The organism is Marinobacterium marinum, assembly GCF_013868415.1.
Classification (GTDB): domain Bacteria; phylum Pseudomonadota; class Gammaproteobacteria; order Pseudomonadales; family Balneatricaceae; genus Marinobacterium; species Marinobacterium marinum.
Genome location: NZ_JACEMT010000041.1, coordinates 76,878 through 93,345 on the forward strand (window position 1 = coordinate 76,878; position 16,468 = coordinate 93,345).

Here is a 16,468-nt window from a genome sequence, read left to right on the forward strand (position 1 = left end):
ATCAATGCCCTGAATTAGAGCCCGAAGGCAGGCAGTACCCCTGGCCACGTCGGGTCAAAATGACCTCCTTGCCCAACCGTTGCCGCAAGCGATTGATGTAAACTTCAATCACATTGCTGTCACGCAAATGCTCTTCCTCATATACGTGCTCACTCAATTCCGTTTTTGACAGTATCCGATCCGCGTTCAGCATCATGTAACGCAGCAGCCGATATTCGGTCCCGGTCAATTGATGGGATACCCCCTGCTGGTCATCCACCATTTGACGATCCATATCCAACTGCAAACCACCCACTTCCAACTGACTACTGGCATGACCATGTTGACGCCGCACCAGTGCCTCCAGACGTGCCAGAAGCTCCTCCATATGGAAGGGCTTTCCGAGATAGTCATCGGCCCCCGCCTTCAGCCCATCCACCCGCTCATGCCAGGCATCGCGGGCCGTCAAGACCAGTACCGGCATCCCTCGACCTTGCCGACGCCACTGCTTCAACACCTCGAGGCCGGGCTTTTTCGGTAACCCCAAGTCCAGCACAACAGCGTCAAAGGACTCTTCCATACCTAGAAATTCGCCATCGATACCGTCGGTCGCCACTTCCACGGCATACCCCGCCTGCTGCAAGCAAGGCCTGAGACGTGCAACCAGGCCGGTATCATCTTCCACCAACAATATCCTCATCCTCAGTCCTCAATCTCTTCCTTGAGCACCACACCGGTGACGGGATCCAGCTCGAACTCTCTCACCACACCATCGTCCCCCAGGATTTCGATTTCATAGATCAGCCGACCATCATCGTACTCCAGCTCGACATCCAGCAAGTGCCCCCTGAAACGCTTAGGGTTTTGCGCCATCAGCTCGGTCAGCGGCCTGATTTTCCCCTGCCGTACCAGTTCCAGCACATCATCCTGATTCAGATCGCGGCCGGCAAAGGCAAACGAAGGCCCCAGAGCAGCCGTCAACAGACCGATCACTACCAACGACTTGACTGTTTTACTCATAACGCCTCCGCAGGCCTCATCTTACATTCATGGCCGATTACAAGGGTCTCGGTCAGACGACCAGCGCACCGCCTGGGCAAGCAAACCCCATAGCCCTACACCACTCTTTAATCGTCCAGCTCCATTTCAACCATCTCAAAGGTTTTGGGGTTGAAGCAAGCTTCGATACGTCGCTGCTGTTCGTCATAACCATCGATTTCATAGCAGCCATCGTCGATCTCGAACTGAGTGATTTCCCAACCTTTTGCCTTGATAGCAGCACGGAACGCCTGTTCACTCTGCCATTCATCTTTGGGAACATCGCATTTGACACCCGCCATGGCCGGGGCAGACACGACAGCGGCTGAAACCAGAAAAGCAGCTAACATTTTTTTCATCGTTTGACTCCTGTATTGATTGACAGGAACCAGTGTAAGGCCAGGGACTGAAACGAAACTTAAAGACCACTTGCCCAGAAAATACAAAGCGTTAAGCTGTGATACTTACGGCCCACCAGGATGTCTGCATGCGCTTGCGAATTCTTTCCGATCTGCACCTGGAGCACCATGATGAGGGACGTGCCTTACCCGATGCTCCGGCAGACGTGGTGATTCTGGCGGGTGATATCCATACCGGCACTAAGGGGCTGCATTGGGCTGCAGCCCGTTTCCCCGACACCCCCGTACTCTATATACCTGGCAACCACGAGTTCTACGGCACTTGTATGCCCAAACTGAGGCAGGCCCTGCAATACGAGGCTCAGCAGCTGGGTATCGAGCTGCTGGACAACCGCTCCATAGTGCTGGATGGCGTTCAATTCATGGGGACGACGCTGTGGACCGATCTGGCACTCTACGCACAGAGAGAGGCGTATAGCCCTGCGGCAATAGAACATTTCGCAGAGCACGTCATGCCGGATTTTCGGTTGATTGAACAGCCGGAACAGGAAATTTTCAGTGCTCGAGAAAGCACCCGACTACACCAACAGGCGCTGGCCTGGCTGACCAATGAACTGGATCAACCGTTTACCGGCCGCCGAGTCGTGATCAGCCACCATGCGCCCTTGCCCGACTGCATTCCGCCGCGCTACCGGGGTGATGACCTGTCCCCGGTTTTTGCTTCAGACCTGTACCTTCTGATGGGCCGGATGGACCTGTGGGTACATGGCCATGTACATGAGCCGGTCGATTTTTTCTGCGCCGGCACACGCGTTCTGGCTAATCCGGGCGGTTACCCCGGCGAATTTGAACCACCCGTTTTTGTGGCAGACAGGATCGTCGATCTCGATTAACCGACACACTCAGCCGTTCAGGTGAATACCCTGCTCGTCCTGTCGAATACGACCGGCCTTCATCAGCTGTCCCAACGCCATTTTGTAGGCCTTCTTGCTGACCCCGAAGGTCTCTCGAATCGCATCAGGGGCGCTCTTGTCACCCAAAACACAGAAGCCGTTACGTGCCTCAAGATACTGCAATATCTGCTGCGCCAATGGATCAACCCGGCCATAACCCGGTTTCTCCAGCATCACGGTGATTTTGCCATCCTCTCGCAATTGCTTGATAAATCCGGATAGCCGCTGCCCCGGACGCACCGGACGATGGATATCCTGCTGATGCAGCAAGCCTTGCGCCTGGTTGTCGATGATCACCAGATAACCGATGTCGGTACGACGCCATACCAAAAGTTCCACCAGCTGCCCCTGTTGATAGTCAACATCGGCCGCCAAGTGCTTTTCAACCTTGGTCGTCGCGGCAATGCGGCCTGTGTTATCCAGATACAGATACACCGTGACGTGCTCGCCGGGCTGAAGTCGGCGCGTTTGCTCGTTAAAAGGCAAAAACAGGTCCTTGGGCAGCCCCCAGTCCAGAAAGGCACCCACATCGTTCACTTCGACGACTTTCAGATTTGTGAACTGCCCGACCTGCGCGCGCGGACGCCGAGTCGTCGCAATCGGCATGTCATTGGTATCAAGGTAGACAAACACCTGCAAATGGTCACCCAGGCGCGCCCCTGCCGGCACTTCGCTTTTGGGCAGCAGGATGCCTCCGTCGCGGTCGCCTTGCAGATAGACGCCAAATTCGACTTCACGAATCACTTTAAGCCTGTTCAGCTGCCCCATTTCAACCATGAATTACCCCGATAAACGCTGTGTACTGCCTCTATGAAAAAGGCACCCCGAAAGGTGCCTGCAGAAGTATACCCCAGTTATCGCCCGAACGATTGCTTCTTGCCGCAAATACAGGCGCACGCCTCAAAGTGCTGCTTCACTCACCAGGCCTGTATCAAAATACCCCTTGATAATCATGCAATCACTCCGGTCAGCCTCGGCGAACATGCCGTCCTTACGACAGACTTCCGCTTCAAAGCTCCCCCTGGCATGAGCATTACCTTCCAGTTCAATCGACTCAAACTCGAATTTGACCGCCGATGTATCTTTTTCGTCGCTGACATAAAAAGGCTTACCCATACCCTCGGGCCAATAGGACACATCAGCTCCGAAATGTGATGACAGCGTTCCTGAATGGGATAACGGCATTTCCAGTGTCACTACATTATGCATCACACTGTCAGCGTCAGGGTCATGACTCTGAAGCTTCACAATTGCCATATTGGTCACTCCGAAATCCATGTAGCTTGCCGATGCGCTGCGTTCTCCCTTGGCAGTCAAGGTAATACCTTCATACTGCATGTCACCAATGGTTGCGGTCAACGTTCCCAACGCGTCCTTCTCCGAGATGCCGGCCTGAGCGCACAACGAAAAGGTCAAAACACCTATGGCGGTCACGTTTCGTACGATGTTAACGGATAGTGTCATGATCTCATTCCTCTTGAAATTATCTGTTCTGTTCATCCAAAGAAAAGTCGCGCGCGCCATGTTCAATGTTGAAAATCCGGACAGGCGCACCATCCCGTTCCGTATCCGCACGCAGCCTCAAGGTTGCACGCTGCTGTACGCCGAAGTTGATAAAGTCCACATGGACGGTAATCATGCCGCGCAGCACCGGTTGCACCGCGTCTCTCACCGGTTCTTGCATGCTGCCGTTAAAATCTTGTCCACCAAACAGAGGGTCCTCCTGCATTTCGCCCGACAGCAGCTGTTCCACCAGGTCATGCGTAAAAAATCGGCTGGCCGTTTCAGCATCGTAAATACCGGCATGGGCGCCGCTGAGCCATAGGGTATGAATGTCATACAGCGTTCGAACCAGTCCCTCGGCTTCTGCAATCATCGCTTCGGCCGATTGGCTGTAGCCTCTCTCTACTACCGGGTTTTCACCATAGTCCGGCATCAAATAGCGCGCCTCGACCCAGCCCGCTCGAATGCCGCCGGCATCATGAACGAGACACCAGCGAGGAGTGAGCTCTACAGCCTTTAATACTGCTTCACCTATATTCACCACTCCAAAGACGAACGGTACACAGGTCACCTGTTGCAAGCCCCTGGCATGATGTGGAAACACCCCAATGGAACGATAGTCGTCTCCGGGCCCCATTCTCGCCTGAAGAGACTGCCCCTCTGCCACACCGGTAACACGCCATGCATCAGGACCATGTCCATCAAGTGCAGACGCGAACATCGATGGTACCGACAGTCCAAACAGCATGATCATGCTCCAACGCGCCTGTATACGCATAAATCATCCTCAACCACGCCAATGCCCATTACCAACCCTTGCCACCAACACCGTCCAAGTCCATTGGCTGGGCCGGCAATTTGAAACGAGCGGCCTCAGGACTGCTTTCTTCTATGGAGGAGACAACATATTCCTTCCCGTACCGCAGCACTCCAAGTTTCTCACCCAGTATGCTTTGCTCCATCATTTTCAGATCCGCCGACTTATCGATCTGAGCGGCGCGCATCATGATGTAACTCATGGCCATAGTTGCCTGCGTCAACTCATAGACTACCGGATCATCACTCAGCACCAGTGTTTCAGTACCGGAGTCGCCACTGTTATCGACATAATCCAGCTCATAGACATCACCGCGGATGGTCGCTACGGTTTCCTTACGCTCCGTTTTCCTGAACGCTTTCACTTCTTTCACATCAGCCCCGAACAGTTCGTTATCCGGCGCGTCATCGCTCATTTTGCCCAATGCCGCGCCCAATTCGATCACGAACGCAGTACCGGCCTGTTCCACAACACTGTAAATACGATCATCACGCATAATCATGTACACATCGGGTTCGTCCGACTGTTCAAGGCGCATGGCGCCCAGACCGTCAAATTCGATCAAAGTTGTGGCACCATCCGCCTGAATATGAGCCAATCCGCCGGCCCAGGCCGGAAAGGGTACGGCAATCAGCAACAACAACGTTGTCAGATACTTCTGCACACACATGTCTATCTCCTTGCACATTGAGGACGCAGCATGCTTCTCCCCAGCCAAGTGCATGCCGTCAAAAAAAACCTGATTAAACACTAGCAACTGCTCGAGCCCACCGCCCCGTGCGAATCAAGGGGAAAACACACGATTGGGCTCGAAAGTCGACAGGCGTATTTGAATCACTACACACATGGATATAGGCTAAAAGGCAATCCCGTCTGTTTAGACGGGGTCATGAACGGTGCGATGCTGTAAAGTCACCCCATTACCAGGCGTGCAGCAACAGGGCCGTCCCTGTGCCGCAACGTCATTCGAGATAATGTAATTCCAGGAAGGTTATATGCATTTTCTCCCTTGCTTGAGTCTGAGCCTGCTGCTCGTGTCCTCTGCAGCAGCACAAACAGACACACTGCCACAACCGGTCACTCCCGTGATCCTGACGGTCGGTGGCCATATCGCCCATTTCAATACCGATACGTCTGACCGCCGAGAAGCCCGACTGGACCAAACCCTGCTTGATACCCTACCCCGACGGACACTCATCACCTCAACAGTTGTTACCGACGGGAGCCGCACCTTCGAAGGCTTTCTGATGCGCGACCTGCTCAACCGGCTGGAGGCACAAGGCTCAACCGTGGCAGCAACCGCGCTCAACGACTACGTCATTCGAATTCCTTTCGACGACTTCTACCGTTATGACGTACTGGTCGCCGACACCATGGACGGCAGACGCCTGACGCCACGTGACAAGGGCCCGCTCTGGATTGTCTACCCGCGTGATACGCATGATGAACTGCAGGATATTCGGTATGACTATCGCTGGGTCTGGCAGCTGCATCGTCTGGAGATCCAGTGATACGCCCTCCACGCACCCGCTACCTGCTGCCAACCGTGGCGATTGTCGCACTGGTCGTATTTCTGAGCGGCTCCCTGCTGCAATTGCTGCAGCTTGAAAAAGACATGCGCCTGCATGTGGATGAGAATATGCTCTGGGTCGTCACCCAAGCGCAGGTGGCCGGCCACCGATTGGCCGATGATGTGCACCGCTATAGCCATGGCGACACTGGTGCCAACCCGTCGTTGCGCTTTGATATTCTCGCCAGCCGACTCGCCTTGATGCACGATGGCCCACAACGCCGCTATCTGGAAGCCCTGGGACACACCAACGATCTCGACCATACGCTTCATACTCTGGAACGCCTGGAGCCGGCCCTGGCCGCCCCTGACATGCATACCAACTCTGCCCTCATTCACACCCTGCTAGCGCCTCTTCTGGCACGCCTTAACAGCATTGCAAATGCCGTCATGGTTGCAGAATGGGAATCCGCCGGGACCCGTATCGACACCTATCGATCCAACATGCTGCAAGTGATCGGCCTGATCATCGGCATTCTGTTCAGCGGTCTGATGCTGGTCGTGTTGCTGATCCGGGCCCTGCAGCAGCAGGGCCGGGCACATCATGCACTGGCATGTCACCGCGACGAACTGGAAAATGAAGTACAACGCCGCACACGGGACCTTGAAGCCGAGCGCCGCCGAGTCGTGACTGCCATCGAAACCGCGCCAGACGGTTTTGCCGCCTTTGACAACGAAAACCGGCTGACTTTGGTCAACCCCCAGTTTTCAAACCTGCTGCCCGTCCCGCCCGAAGTGCTGGAGCAAGGCCTCCACCTGCACAGTCTTCTAACCAAAATCCGAGGCATTGCACGGATTGAAAAAGATGATACCGAGGCCCTTGCACTCGATGTGAACGGCCACCTGCAATGCGACCTTGAACTGGCCAACCGAGGCTGGCGACAGTTGACCGTACGCAAGGCGCGTGACGGCGGGCAGATCATCCGGGTTGCCGACATTACCAATTACAAGGCCGCTGCCAAGGGGCTGGAACGCTCCCTGCAGCTGGAACGCGGTGTCAGTGAATTCCACCGCAGCTTTGCCGGAATGGTGTCGCATCAATTTCGTACGCCAATGGCAGTGATCGATTCCGGCCTGCAGCGCTTACTGCGACGCGGCAGCACCATGAACCACGACGAACGTCAACAGCGTCTGCACAGCATGCGCGCATCCGTCGCCCAAATGATTCGCCTGATTGAAAGCTCTCTGACTGCTGCCCGACTGGATGGAGGCACTGTGCATTTGCAGTCCCGGCAACAGGACCTGGTCGCTCTGACCCGGCAATGCTGCCGACTGCCCCAAACATTACACGCCCGCATTCAGATCAACGCCAGTGCCCCCGCACTGACCACCTGGTGCGACCCTATTCTGGTGGAACAGATTCTGAACAACCTGCTCACCAATGCCATCAAGTATTCGCCAGCCACAACAGACATACACATATACTTGGGCGATTCAAGTGATCAGGTGTTTTGCGCTGTGGAAGACAAGGGTATCGGCATTGCTCCCGATGATATTCCCTATATCTTTGATCGTTTTTTTCGATCAAGTAATGCATCCGGGTCGCCCGGTGTGGGGCTCGGCCTGAACATTTCCCTCAATCTGGCCCAGATACAGAAAGGGAATATAACCGTGACATCCACTGAAGGCGAAGGTACTACCTTCACCCTTTGGTTACCCAAGAACCAGATACAGGAAGAGGACTTCGGATATGGATAGCGCAGCCGTCACCCCTGCCCTGATACTCTGCGCAGATGATGAAGAAAGCCTGCTGACGGATATATGCGACGAACTCAGGGAGGCGGGCTACAACGTTCTTGGCGCTACCGACGGCAACACCCTGATGGAGCAGGTAAGTTCCGTAACGCCCAACCTGATCTTATGTGATATCAACATGCCCGGCTTGAATGGATATGACGTTCTCGACACCATCCGTGAACAGCGACCGGACCTGGCCGACATCCCCTTTATTTTTCTTACCGCCCTGTCCAATCCCGACGAAATTGTCACCGGCAAACGCTTGGGCGCCGATGATTATCTCGTCAAACCCATCGACTTTGATTTATTGCTGGCAACGATTGATGCCCGACTCCGACAGGTTCAGCGTATGCATGAAAAGGCTTCGCTCGAGAAAGAAAAACTCTGCGAAACCATGCAGGAACTGACCCATCAAGCCGTGACCAGTACCAGCCGCGCACTGGATCTGGTCGCGCCCGGCATTGTGCTACTCAACGATCAAGGACGAGTCATGTATGCCAACCGCTCAGCAACGCTACTGGCAGATACGAACCGCTATCTGAATCTGGGTGAAACACTGACCACGACGCTGACCCGCGAAAACAGACAGCTGTGCCAGTCCATAACCGATATGATCAACGCAGAAAATGAACAGGTCCTGTGCCTCAGCCTGCCTCACTCGCGGAAAGGGCATGACTTGTTGGTACTGGTGTGCTCTCTGGACAAGCGTAATGCCGGCCCTGCCGCCGTTGTGCTGTTATCCGACCCCGACAACCGTGTACATGTGCCGCCACAGGTCGTCGCCAAGCTGTTCAACTTCACACCGACCGAAGCACGTATTGCCTTGGCGCTGGCAGATGGCCGGCGTACGGAAGAAATTGCCGTCGACCTGTCCATTTCCGCAACAACCGTTGCCTTCCATTTGCGCAATCTCTTTCAGAAGACGGACACCAATCGTCAGGCCGACCTGATTGCACTGATTCTGGCAGGCACCATGATGTGGAATCTGGGGGGCTGACGCCAATAGGACTTAACGCTTTTTCTGCTTACGTTTTTTCTTGAAGTAATCCTTAACTGGCGTGGGCTTGTCCGGCAAAGCCGCAGCAAAGCGTGCTCGCATGGCATCGACCCGCTCTTCCTTCTGTTCCTGCTGACGCCGCTGCAAGTGCCTGGTGCCGGCTGCAGCAAAATCGACTACATTGTCATCACTCACGATCAGATGCCCCCATAGTTCATGCCGGTAAAGGTAAGGTATCGTCCACCAGGAAATCCTGCAATGCGTAGACACTGACCTCTTTCGAGCGCAAGCGTCGGAAGGACACCTCCGTGGCAGATACTTCGCAAAACCACTGGTGTGTATCCGTTGGTGCCGTTTGCACAAACGCGGCAGGCGTAAACAGTGCCACACAGTCGCCACAATCATGTATCCGGGCAGATTCATATTCAAACGCTTCAACACCCGACTGACGCATGGCGATGCCAGCGGCCTGGGTATCCGCATACTGGCGCGGGTGTATCAGCCTGTCACGATGCTGCCGGAAGGGCTCCGACTGCAGCTGCACACCGAGAGATGTCACGTAATCCACTGAGAACAGTGTGTGTTCCGTCAATATTCGCTTCTTGACTGGTACTCCCTGGATGGAATACCAAAACACAAAACGGTAGTAAGCCGATTCCGCCAGTGTTACCCCTATATCAAGACCACCATAAAAAAGACTCGGCTCATGGGGACTGCCAAAACGGGAGCCCCACTGTAAAGGCGGGTAACGAAACGGCGTTTTCAACAGGTAGTGCAATTCATCCGGGGCTTCCGGTTGAACCGGTTTCACGTCCTCCAGCATGTCTTCCAGCAACGCCTGTTCCTCAAGCGTGTCCACATACCCGAGCGTCGCCACCTGCTCCTGACTCTCAACCAGGCGATAAAGCCTACCCTTGATCGGTTTTATCTGATCTGGTCCCTGACACGCCTCCCAGATCATTACACCTTGCCTCGAATGCCATCAGCAAAACGTAACACCGTCATCAAACCTTGAATAGTACGAATCTGCTCGGATGGAACCCCACCGGTCAGTCGGTTGTGACTCCGCATGAAATGACGCATCCAATCGGTATCACCGCCGGTCAGGGCAAACAACGAACGGGCCAGACGAATCAACAAAAGCGCCAGCTCACCCTCCTTCGAGCGTGGGTCCAGCGAAGGCTTGCTATTGAGACGACTGACCGCCGTGCGATGCAAACCGATGACGGCACCCAGATGCGCCTGCGTCAGCCCCAGCTGTTCGGACGCCCTGAGCACCGCCTTCGCCAATACGGCATCCGGCGCAGGTCGAGTATTTTCCAATTCGGACATGCCCCTCCCATATGTGCAATATGCAATAATAATAGCCACCCTGTGCTATATGCACAATCAATTCTGGCTGTTATCGCTTGAAACAACAGGCCTGCTCGTGCGAACGGGGCAAGCAGACGGTTTTCAGACTTGATCTGCCAGCACGTGGCTGACCTTGACAGCAAAACTCCAGCCTTGCCGGGCTTGTTTCGCCAGAAACCAGCCCAATATAGGCACAGGTATACTCTGAACATCAACAAGGGGACTGACCTTGAACCTGACCGACATCGCCCTGAGCCGTTACTCCACCAAAGCCTTCGACCCTGACCGCAAGATTCCGGACGAAGCGCTTACGCAGATCAAGTCACTGCTTCGCTACAGCCCGTCCAGCGTCAACTCCCAGCCCTGGCATTTCATCATCGCCGGCAGCGATGCAGGCAAGCAGCGCATCGCCAAGGGCACTCAAGGGCCTTTCCAGGCGAACGAAGCCAAAGTCCTCAATGCGTCTCATGTCGTCCTGTTCTGCGCCAAGACCGAGATTGACGATGACTACCTGGATCATCTGCTGGCCACCGAGGACGCCGACGGCCGCTTCCCTGAGCCGTCTGTCAAGGAGATGACAAAAGGGGTACGTTCCGTCTTTGTGAATCTGCACCGCCATGAGCTGAACGACGCCCCTCAGTGGATGGAAAAGCAGGTGTACCTGAACATGGGCTCCCTGCTGCTGGGTGTCGCCGCACTGGGGATCGATGCCGTGCCGCTGGAAGGGATCGATATTGCGGCATTGAATGAAGAGTTTGGCCTGCAGGAGAAAGGCTACACGGCTGTAGCCGCTGTATCCCTGGGATACCGCAGCACCGACGATTTCAACGCCAAGCTGCCCAAGTCCCGCCTGCCGGAGGACGAGATCTTTACGCTGGTGTAACTGGCAGAATGAGGTATGGGATGCCCGTTTCGGCGGGCTTTCTCCTGTTCAACTCTAAAACCAACCACCCTCTGACCTCAGGAAGTAGCCTCTTCCGTCTGCGTCAACGTTTCATTTTGCATTCCATTCAAAGGGGATGACGTCAAATAGGGCACCTTACCGGACGGGACCAGTTTTGCCGCCTCGTCCAGATGTACATCCTGGTCATCAAAAAACACATGCGGCCGAAACGCCTGCAACACCTTTGTCTTGCCCACGCCACCCATGAAAAACGCCTCATACATGCACGCCCCAGTGACGCAGAGTCTTGATCACACGCATCTCGGCCGGGCTGTCCCGAGCGGTGATCAGCGCGATGCGAACAGGAGAGCGATCTACTCCCTGAGGCAAACGTTCCTGCAGCCGTGACAGCTTGCGCAACAGGTGGGCATAGGGACCCTCTTCCAGCGGCTCATCCTGATGCGCGTCCTCATGGTCATGGAAGGCCTGCAACCCCTGAGTCTTGTACACCAGTTCACTTTCTTCAGAAAACAGCACCGCATCCCCATCGAAGGCTATTCTGACTTGTCCCTCGGGAATTATCCCACCCGTACCGCTTGGCGGCTCCTTCAGTACCGCTGCGGCACACGCCCGCGAGTCAATCACTTTCTGTGCATCTTCGGCATTGGTAGTCAGGAAAAGATCCACATCAAAGGCATCCAGATAATCGGGGACCGATTCACCACCGGTAAAAGCCGAGCGGGAGATTTTCAGCTGATGACGGCGAATATTGCTCAGCACTCGCAGCCCGGTATCCGGGCTGTTTCGCGACATCACCACCACTTCGACCAGCGATGGCTGGTCAGCGCTAGCATACTGGTTCAACCCCAGCAACGCCTTTACCAGCGGATAACCGGTACCCGGCAGCAACGGGTCGTCTTCATTCTCCAGCATGTGTGCACGGTATACCGACACCGCCGTATCCGGGTTGTCCGACTGCGCCTGACGATACACGCGATCTGATTCACTCATATCGAACAATGCCGTTGCGGAAATACCGACGACGAAAGTTTTGCTCAGGTTTACGGGCATAACTCTTTCCTTAGTGTTGGGCCGACATGTGCTGGCTGGCCAGCCAATCATTCCACTCTATTGATTGACAGCTTCGACCGGTCTGACTAATAACCTGTGCGCCGAAGATACTGCAACGCCCGTTCATGGTCAGTCATTTCAAGCCGTTCGCTTTCAGTTTAGCCAACTGATCTTCAAAGCTGAGCCAGGGCTTCCCATACGCCATCACATCTTCCCTTGTTATACCTGCAACGACTCCTGGACATCAATCAGCTCCAGCCAAGACTTACCAACGAACTGCGGCCGGCACTGGCAGTGTATTCTTCGCGAACCTGCGTCTGGATATTACAGCCTGCGGCGACGATGGCTGGGGTAAGGAATTTGGCGTGGATATCCGTTTCGGTGAGGCTGCGCTTATCCATGCTCGGTTCCACTTCAAACATTGTGCTGCTCAGTGTATCCAGTCCCGAGGACATTGTCCGTTAACCGGGACAGCACCTAGGATACAAAAACACCCGCCAAGCTGCCCGGGCGGGTGTTTTGTTTTCAGTGCTCAAGCGGGTTATCAAGCCCACTCGCTGCCGCTGAGACTCAAGCCTTTTCGTTGGCCAGGAAGAACCTTAGTTTTTTAACACTTATAGAACAATGGCTTATATTTTATGCCTAAAATCAGCAAACATATTGCAAACATCTAGCTCCCTGTCGATCTCTACCAGCCTGCCCCTGTATTCCTGTTCACTAATCTGATGCTGCCAGTACCTTTGTCGGGCTTCAATTGCCTGCATCGCCAGGTTGAACGCCTCATGCTTCACGCGCCAGCGGTGAACTGTTCGCCGGTCGATGCCTAGCCTCTCTGCCAGTCTGCCCATGCTCGGGAATGGTTTAGCCTGCTCTGCATACTGCCGTGCGGTGACAACAGCTTCGGCGCTGAATTTGGTCGGATATGGCATTGCGTCTACCTCCTTGCCTTGCCTAACGTGCGTTCACCGTCGCGGATCTCCAAAACTGCCTGCTTGAATTGATCCTGCAGCCACTCCGGGTCAGTGCCTGTCATCTGGCATAAGTGCCGCGTCATCGGCCCCAGCCTGCAAACATCATCAAACGCAGCTTCCAGCTCATAATCTGGCACGTTAAATGGTTTTTTACCGCCGGTGGCGTGCCTGATTGCGTCCTGCAGGTACAGCGCCAGCGCAGACGCCCATAGCCTTGAGCACTGCTCGGCCTGCTGAGTTGGACACGGCTCCAGGTCATCGGCGTGATCGGCTTCAATGGTCGCGGTGACGGGTGCATTCATCGGCTTAGACCTCAGTGCAAACTCTGAACCACCGGCAGATCCCGGACGGCTTCGACAAGCTCCGGGCGGTGGCGTAACCATCGGTAAAGCGTTGGGCGGCTGATCCCCAATTCATCAGCGAGTGCGGTCATGCTGGGGCGCTGGCCCTGAGCTTCACACCGGCGCAGATAAGCCCGGACGGTGCCGGGCATGTCTGGTCGATACAGTGGCGGGCGTCCTGCTTGGCTATACCGCATCGCGCTCAACCTTCCGGCCATGCGGACCAATGCTTGCCACTGCTCGATTGAACCCAGCTCGGCAACGGTCACGGACGGCTGTCAGGTCCATGATTTCCGCTTCTACGGCCTTGAGCTTGTCGGCTGCCCCATCGGTCACAATGTCGATAAGTCGCGCTTGTGCGGCTTCCTGCAGCGGCTGGCGCTTACATGCTCGGGCGGTATCTGCAAGCACACGCAAACCATCGGCATCAGTCGCGGATTCCAGCAGCTCGGCATCATCAGCACCGGCAATAATCGCGGCTTGAATGTCCAGGCGCTTGCGCAGATCGGACACGCTTTCCGGTTGTGGTTCGCATGCCTTGCTGAGCTGGTCGCGGTACTGGCTTGCCTGTTCGGTTAGCCGGTCAATGAGTGCATCCAGCTCTGTCATTTGGGGCGCGTGCTTCCGGGCTTCGGCCTGAAACTTGTCATACGCGGCATCCACGGCGGCAACGGCGGCGGCAATTTCGTTATTCATAGCCACAACGGCATCGGCGGCATCACCCCGGTAACGGTGTGGCAGTGCCACTTCCTCAATCGACAAGCTCAGCGCGTGGGTATAAGGCTGGCCAAACTCGTTGGAGCGCAAAAATTCGGGAATCTGACTCATTGCGGCATGTACCCCTCATCATCCGGCGCTTCCATGTCCATGATCGAATCACCACGGTTGCCCTTAAAAATACCGCCCAACTCAGGCGTATCAGATACGGAAGGCGGCTCCATCAGCAGACCTACCTTGCCTTGCCGGTGCAGGCGCTCAAATGCCTGCCGGTGGCTTTCGTCGTAGGCGGTGTGTGCAATCAGGTTTGCACGGATCATTGCCATTAATGAATCATCGCTGGTCATGACACCAGTGAAGGTTTTTTCCTGTTTGGCTGTAAGTGCCATCGGTGTGGTTCTCCAACAAAGCGTTAAATATGTGTTGCGTAACTGTCTAAATTATAACCTATTACGTGGTAGAATGTTAGTGAATACTAACCTTATAGGCTTTGAATTATGGCGAACATTGGACGACCACGGGTATTCCAGAACCCCGGCGAACTTGAATCAGGATTGAACGATTATCTGCAGCATTGCGAGGACTCAGGCGAACCCAAAACGATCACCGGCCTTTGCCTGTTTTTGGGACTCAGCAGCCGGGCGGCATTAGACGACTACGCTGGACGGGATGGTTTCGGGGATGCGGTGGCGCGGTGCAAACTAGCGGTTGAACACGGATATGAATTGCGCCTGCATGGTGACGGTGCATCATCTGGCGCAGTGTTCGCGCTGAAAAACTTCGGTTGGAGTGATCGCCGGGAACTCGACCATCAGTCATCAGACGGATCCCACCGGCCCCCGGCGGCTCAAGTGGTGGTCACTGAGGCCGATATTCAGAGCATCCTCGACCGGCTGTAATGGTATAGGCGGCTCAGGTGGCCGCCTTTTCGCGTTTCACTGTCTGGACTAAGTAAGTGCTGCAGCCTGCAAGCTCTGCCGTTCTGCGTACACTGTGGCCCTTCTCCAGCAGCTCAGCCACCCTGAGGCGTTTGTCGGCGTCCTTCTTTCGGCCCTGATAGACGCCTGCAGCCTTTGCCTTGTCGATGCCCTGTCTCTGCCTCCGGCGGCGGTCATCGTAGTCCTTGCGAGCAACTGCGGCCAACACATCCAGCATCATGCCGTTAAGCGCATCCAGCATCCGAGCGGTGAAGTCATCCCCGGCGGTTTCCTTCATGGCGGCATGGCTGGTCGGCAAATCCAGCGCGACAACACGCACGCCCTTGGAGTCGATCTCATGCCGTAGGGTTTTCCAGTCATCAGCACTGAGGCGGCTCAGGCGGTCAACCTGTTCCACCAGCAGCACATCACCGGCGTGGGCGTCATCCAGCAGGCGCATAAGCTCCGGTCGATCCTTCCGGGTGCCTGATTCATTTTCCGTGTAATAGGACGCGACTTTGTGGCCGTGGTCACTGGCGAACTGTTCCAGGTCAGAACGGGCGCGGTTGGCGTCCTGATCCTTAGTTGATGCTCTAAGGTATGCGCGGATAAACATCACTGATCCCCTGTGTTGTTATGGGTGTGTTGTTTTTACTGTATAGAATAGGGTTATATTTATCAACCAAAATACAGGGCTTAGGGGAAGGTGTTTGTATATTGGTTGGGCTATACCCTTTTCAACACACATCAGCAGCACGTTTCCCCCGCGTTTGATGCCAGAAAAATCATGGGGCGCTTCAGTGGGTCGCGATTGGGGGCGGGAACCTCGACCACCTCCATGGCGTCGGGAATCTGTGGCGCTTGCTGGCGCTAACGGGCCTAAAATCTGCGGCGCTTCGATTTGTTAGCCGGTCTGTTTGTGTTCACTTTGTCCAAATGGCTTGCCCAGCTACAGGCCAGTAACGGCGCGACTTTCGGGCTATTTGTCCAAACTTGTCCAAATGGCTTGCCCGGCTACAGGCCAGTAACGGCGCGACTTTCGGGCTATTTGTCCAAACTTGTCCAAATGGCTTGCCCGGCTACAGGCCAGTAACGGCGGGGCATACAGCCTATTTGTCCAAATAAAGAGAATTTTTTTATTTTCTTTGTTCTTTTCTCTCCCTTTTTTTGTTTATCTTGAAAATCGCGGTTTTTTGGAAAAATAAGCCCTCAGCCCAGTAACGGCGCGGCTTTGAGCTGGGCAAAAGGCTTGCCCAAGTTTG

The 16,468-nt window shown here is 55.0% G+C and carries 22 protein-coding genes and 1 pseudogene; 6 read left to right on the forward strand and 17 right to left on the reverse strand.

Features of this window, described 5'->3' with window-relative positions:
* Nucleotide 1: 1 nt before the first annotated feature.
* From H1S06_RS05520 to H1S06_RS05530, 3 genes are all read right to left on the reverse strand, one after another.
* Nucleotides 2-679: a response regulator transcription factor gene (locus tag H1S06_RS05520; RefSeq protein ID WP_181738052.1), complete on the reverse strand. Its 678-nt coding sequence runs from the start codon at nt 677-679 to the stop codon at nt 2-4.
* Nucleotides 680-681: 2 nt separating this feature from the next.
* Nucleotides 682-999, reverse strand: a complete 318-nt coding sequence (locus H1S06_RS05525; protein ID WP_181738054.1) for a PepSY domain-containing protein — start codon at nt 997-999, stop codon at nt 682-684.
* 107 nt (nt 1,000-1,106) lie between these two features.
* Nucleotides 1,107-1,376 (reverse strand): PepSY domain-containing protein, encoded by a 270-nt coding sequence (locus tag H1S06_RS05530; protein ID WP_181738056.1) that lies wholly within the window; start codon nt 1,374-1,376, stop codon nt 1,107-1,109.
* Nucleotides 1,377-1,504: 128 nt separating this feature from the next.
* On the opposite strand from H1S06_RS05530, the gene H1S06_RS05535 reads away from it, so the two are divergent.
* Entirely contained in the window at nt 1,505-2,269 is a 765-nt protein-coding gene (locus H1S06_RS05535; protein ID WP_181738057.1) for a metallophosphoesterase, read from the forward strand.
* Between the two features lie 9 nt (nt 2,270-2,278).
* On the opposite strand, the gene H1S06_RS05540 is transcribed toward H1S06_RS05535, so the two are convergent.
* The 4 genes from H1S06_RS05540 to H1S06_RS05555 form a co-directional block, all read right to left on the reverse strand.
* Nucleotides 2,279-3,106 carry a CvfB family protein gene (locus H1S06_RS05540; RefSeq protein ID WP_181738059.1) on the reverse strand — a complete coding sequence of 276 codons (828 nt, stop codon included), beginning with the start codon at nt 3,104-3,106 and terminating at the stop codon, nt 2,279-2,281.
* A gap of 123 nt (nt 3,107-3,229) precedes the next feature.
* Nucleotides 3,230-3,793: a hypothetical protein gene (locus H1S06_RS05545; protein ID WP_181738061.1), complete on the reverse strand. Its 564-nt coding sequence runs from the start codon at nt 3,791-3,793 to the stop codon at nt 3,230-3,232.
* Between the two features lie 19 nt (nt 3,794-3,812).
* Entirely contained in the window at nt 3,813-4,610 is a 798-nt protein-coding gene (locus H1S06_RS05550) for an SH3 domain-containing protein (RefSeq protein ID WP_181738064.1), read from the reverse strand.
* A 28-nt stretch (nt 4,611-4,638) separates the two neighbouring features.
* Nucleotides 4,639-5,319: a hypothetical protein gene (locus tag H1S06_RS05555; RefSeq protein WP_181738066.1), complete on the reverse strand. Its 681-nt coding sequence runs from the start codon at nt 5,317-5,319 to the stop codon at nt 4,639-4,641.
* Between the two features lie 325 nt (nt 5,320-5,644).
* Here H1S06_RS05555 and H1S06_RS05560 point away from each other — a divergent pair, with 325 nt between their 5' ends.
* The 3 genes from H1S06_RS05560 to H1S06_RS05570 are packed head-to-tail and all read left to right on the forward strand — an operon-like array spanning nt 5,645 to nt 8,953.
* The gene (locus H1S06_RS05560) at nt 5,645-6,160 is read left to right on the forward strand and encodes a molybdopterin-dependent oxidoreductase (protein WP_181738067.1); all 516 of its coding nucleotides are present in this window, start codon (nt 5,645-5,647) and stop codon (nt 6,158-6,160) included.
* Nucleotides 6,157-7,917, forward strand: coding sequence for a sensor histidine kinase (locus H1S06_RS05565; protein WP_220183773.1), 1,761 nt, complete (start codon nt 6,157-6,159; stop codon nt 7,915-7,917). The genes H1S06_RS05560 and H1S06_RS05565 overlap by 4 nt, the downstream gene beginning before the upstream one ends.
* Nucleotides 7,910-8,953: a response regulator gene (locus H1S06_RS05570; RefSeq protein WP_181738069.1), complete on the forward strand. Its 1,044-nt coding sequence runs from the start codon at nt 7,910-7,912 to the stop codon at nt 8,951-8,953. Before H1S06_RS05565 ends, H1S06_RS05570 begins: the two co-directional genes overlap by 8 nt.
* 12 nt (nt 8,954-8,965) lie before the next feature.
* Here H1S06_RS05570 and H1S06_RS05575 read toward each other — a convergent pair whose 3' ends face one another.
* From H1S06_RS05575 to H1S06_RS05585, 3 genes are all read right to left on the reverse strand, one after another.
* On the reverse strand, nt 8,966-9,148 hold the full coding sequence (locus H1S06_RS05575) for a tRNA (uracil-5-)-methyltransferase (protein WP_181738071.1): 183 nt from the start codon (nt 9,146-9,148) through the stop codon (nt 8,966-8,968).
* Between the two features lie 19 nt (nt 9,149-9,167).
* Entirely contained in the window at nt 9,168-9,830 is a 663-nt protein-coding gene (locus H1S06_RS05580; RefSeq protein ID WP_328515313.1) for an RES family NAD+ phosphorylase, read from the reverse strand.
* An 83-nt stretch (nt 9,831-9,913) separates the two neighbouring features.
* Nucleotides 9,914-10,285, reverse strand: coding sequence for an MbcA/ParS/Xre antitoxin family protein (locus H1S06_RS05585; RefSeq protein WP_181738075.1), 372 nt, complete (start codon nt 10,283-10,285; stop codon nt 9,914-9,916).
* Between the two features lie 250 nt (nt 10,286-10,535).
* Between H1S06_RS05585 and nfsB the strand changes: the two genes are divergently transcribed.
* Nucleotides 10,536-11,189: an oxygen-insensitive NAD(P)H nitroreductase gene (gene nfsB, locus H1S06_RS05590; RefSeq protein ID WP_181738077.1), complete on the forward strand. Its 654-nt coding sequence runs from the start codon at nt 10,536-10,538 to the stop codon at nt 11,187-11,189.
* Nucleotides 11,190-11,266: 77 nt separating this feature from the next.
* Here nfsB and H1S06_RS05595 read toward each other — a convergent pair.
* The 6 genes and pseudogenes from H1S06_RS05595 to H1S06_RS05620 form a co-directional block, all read right to left on the reverse strand.
* A pseudogene (locus H1S06_RS05595) lies at nt 11,267-12,311 on the reverse strand (5'-nucleotidase).
* 197 nt (nt 12,312-12,508) lie between these two features.
* On the reverse strand, nt 12,509-12,661 hold the full coding sequence (locus H1S06_RS05600) for a hypothetical protein (protein WP_181738079.1): 153 nt from the start codon (nt 12,659-12,661) through the stop codon (nt 12,509-12,511).
* 228 nt (nt 12,662-12,889) lie between these two features.
* On the reverse strand, nt 12,890-13,189 hold the full coding sequence (locus H1S06_RS05605) for a helix-turn-helix domain-containing protein (protein ID WP_181738081.1): 300 nt from the start codon (nt 13,187-13,189) through the stop codon (nt 12,890-12,892).
* Nucleotides 13,190-13,194: 5 nt separating this feature from the next.
* Complete coding sequence (locus tag H1S06_RS05610; protein WP_181738084.1) at nt 13,195-13,533, reverse strand: hypothetical protein; 339 nt, start codon at nt 13,531-13,533, stop codon at nt 13,195-13,197.
* 225 nt (nt 13,534-13,758) lie between these two features.
* Complete coding sequence (locus H1S06_RS05615; RefSeq protein WP_181738085.1) at nt 13,759-14,400, reverse strand: hypothetical protein; 642 nt, start codon at nt 14,398-14,400, stop codon at nt 13,759-13,761.
* Nucleotides 14,397-14,678, reverse strand: a complete 282-nt coding sequence (locus tag H1S06_RS05620; RefSeq protein WP_181738088.1) for a hypothetical protein — start codon at nt 14,676-14,678, stop codon at nt 14,397-14,399. Before H1S06_RS05620 ends, H1S06_RS05615 begins: the two co-directional genes overlap by 4 nt.
* Nucleotides 14,679-14,786: 108 nt before the next feature.
* Here H1S06_RS05620 and H1S06_RS05625 point away from each other — a divergent pair, with 108 nt between their 5' ends.
* Nucleotides 14,787-15,188: a terminase small subunit gene (locus H1S06_RS05625; RefSeq protein WP_181738090.1), complete on the forward strand. Its 402-nt coding sequence runs from the start codon at nt 14,787-14,789 to the stop codon at nt 15,186-15,188.
* A gap of 13 nt (nt 15,189-15,201) precedes the next feature.
* Here the strand turns inward: H1S06_RS05625 and H1S06_RS05630 are convergent, their stop codons facing one another.
* Nucleotides 15,202-15,822, reverse strand: coding sequence for a recombinase family protein (locus H1S06_RS05630; RefSeq protein ID WP_181738092.1), 621 nt, complete (start codon nt 15,820-15,822; stop codon nt 15,202-15,204).
* Between the last annotated feature and the right edge of the window lie 646 nt (nt 15,823-16,468).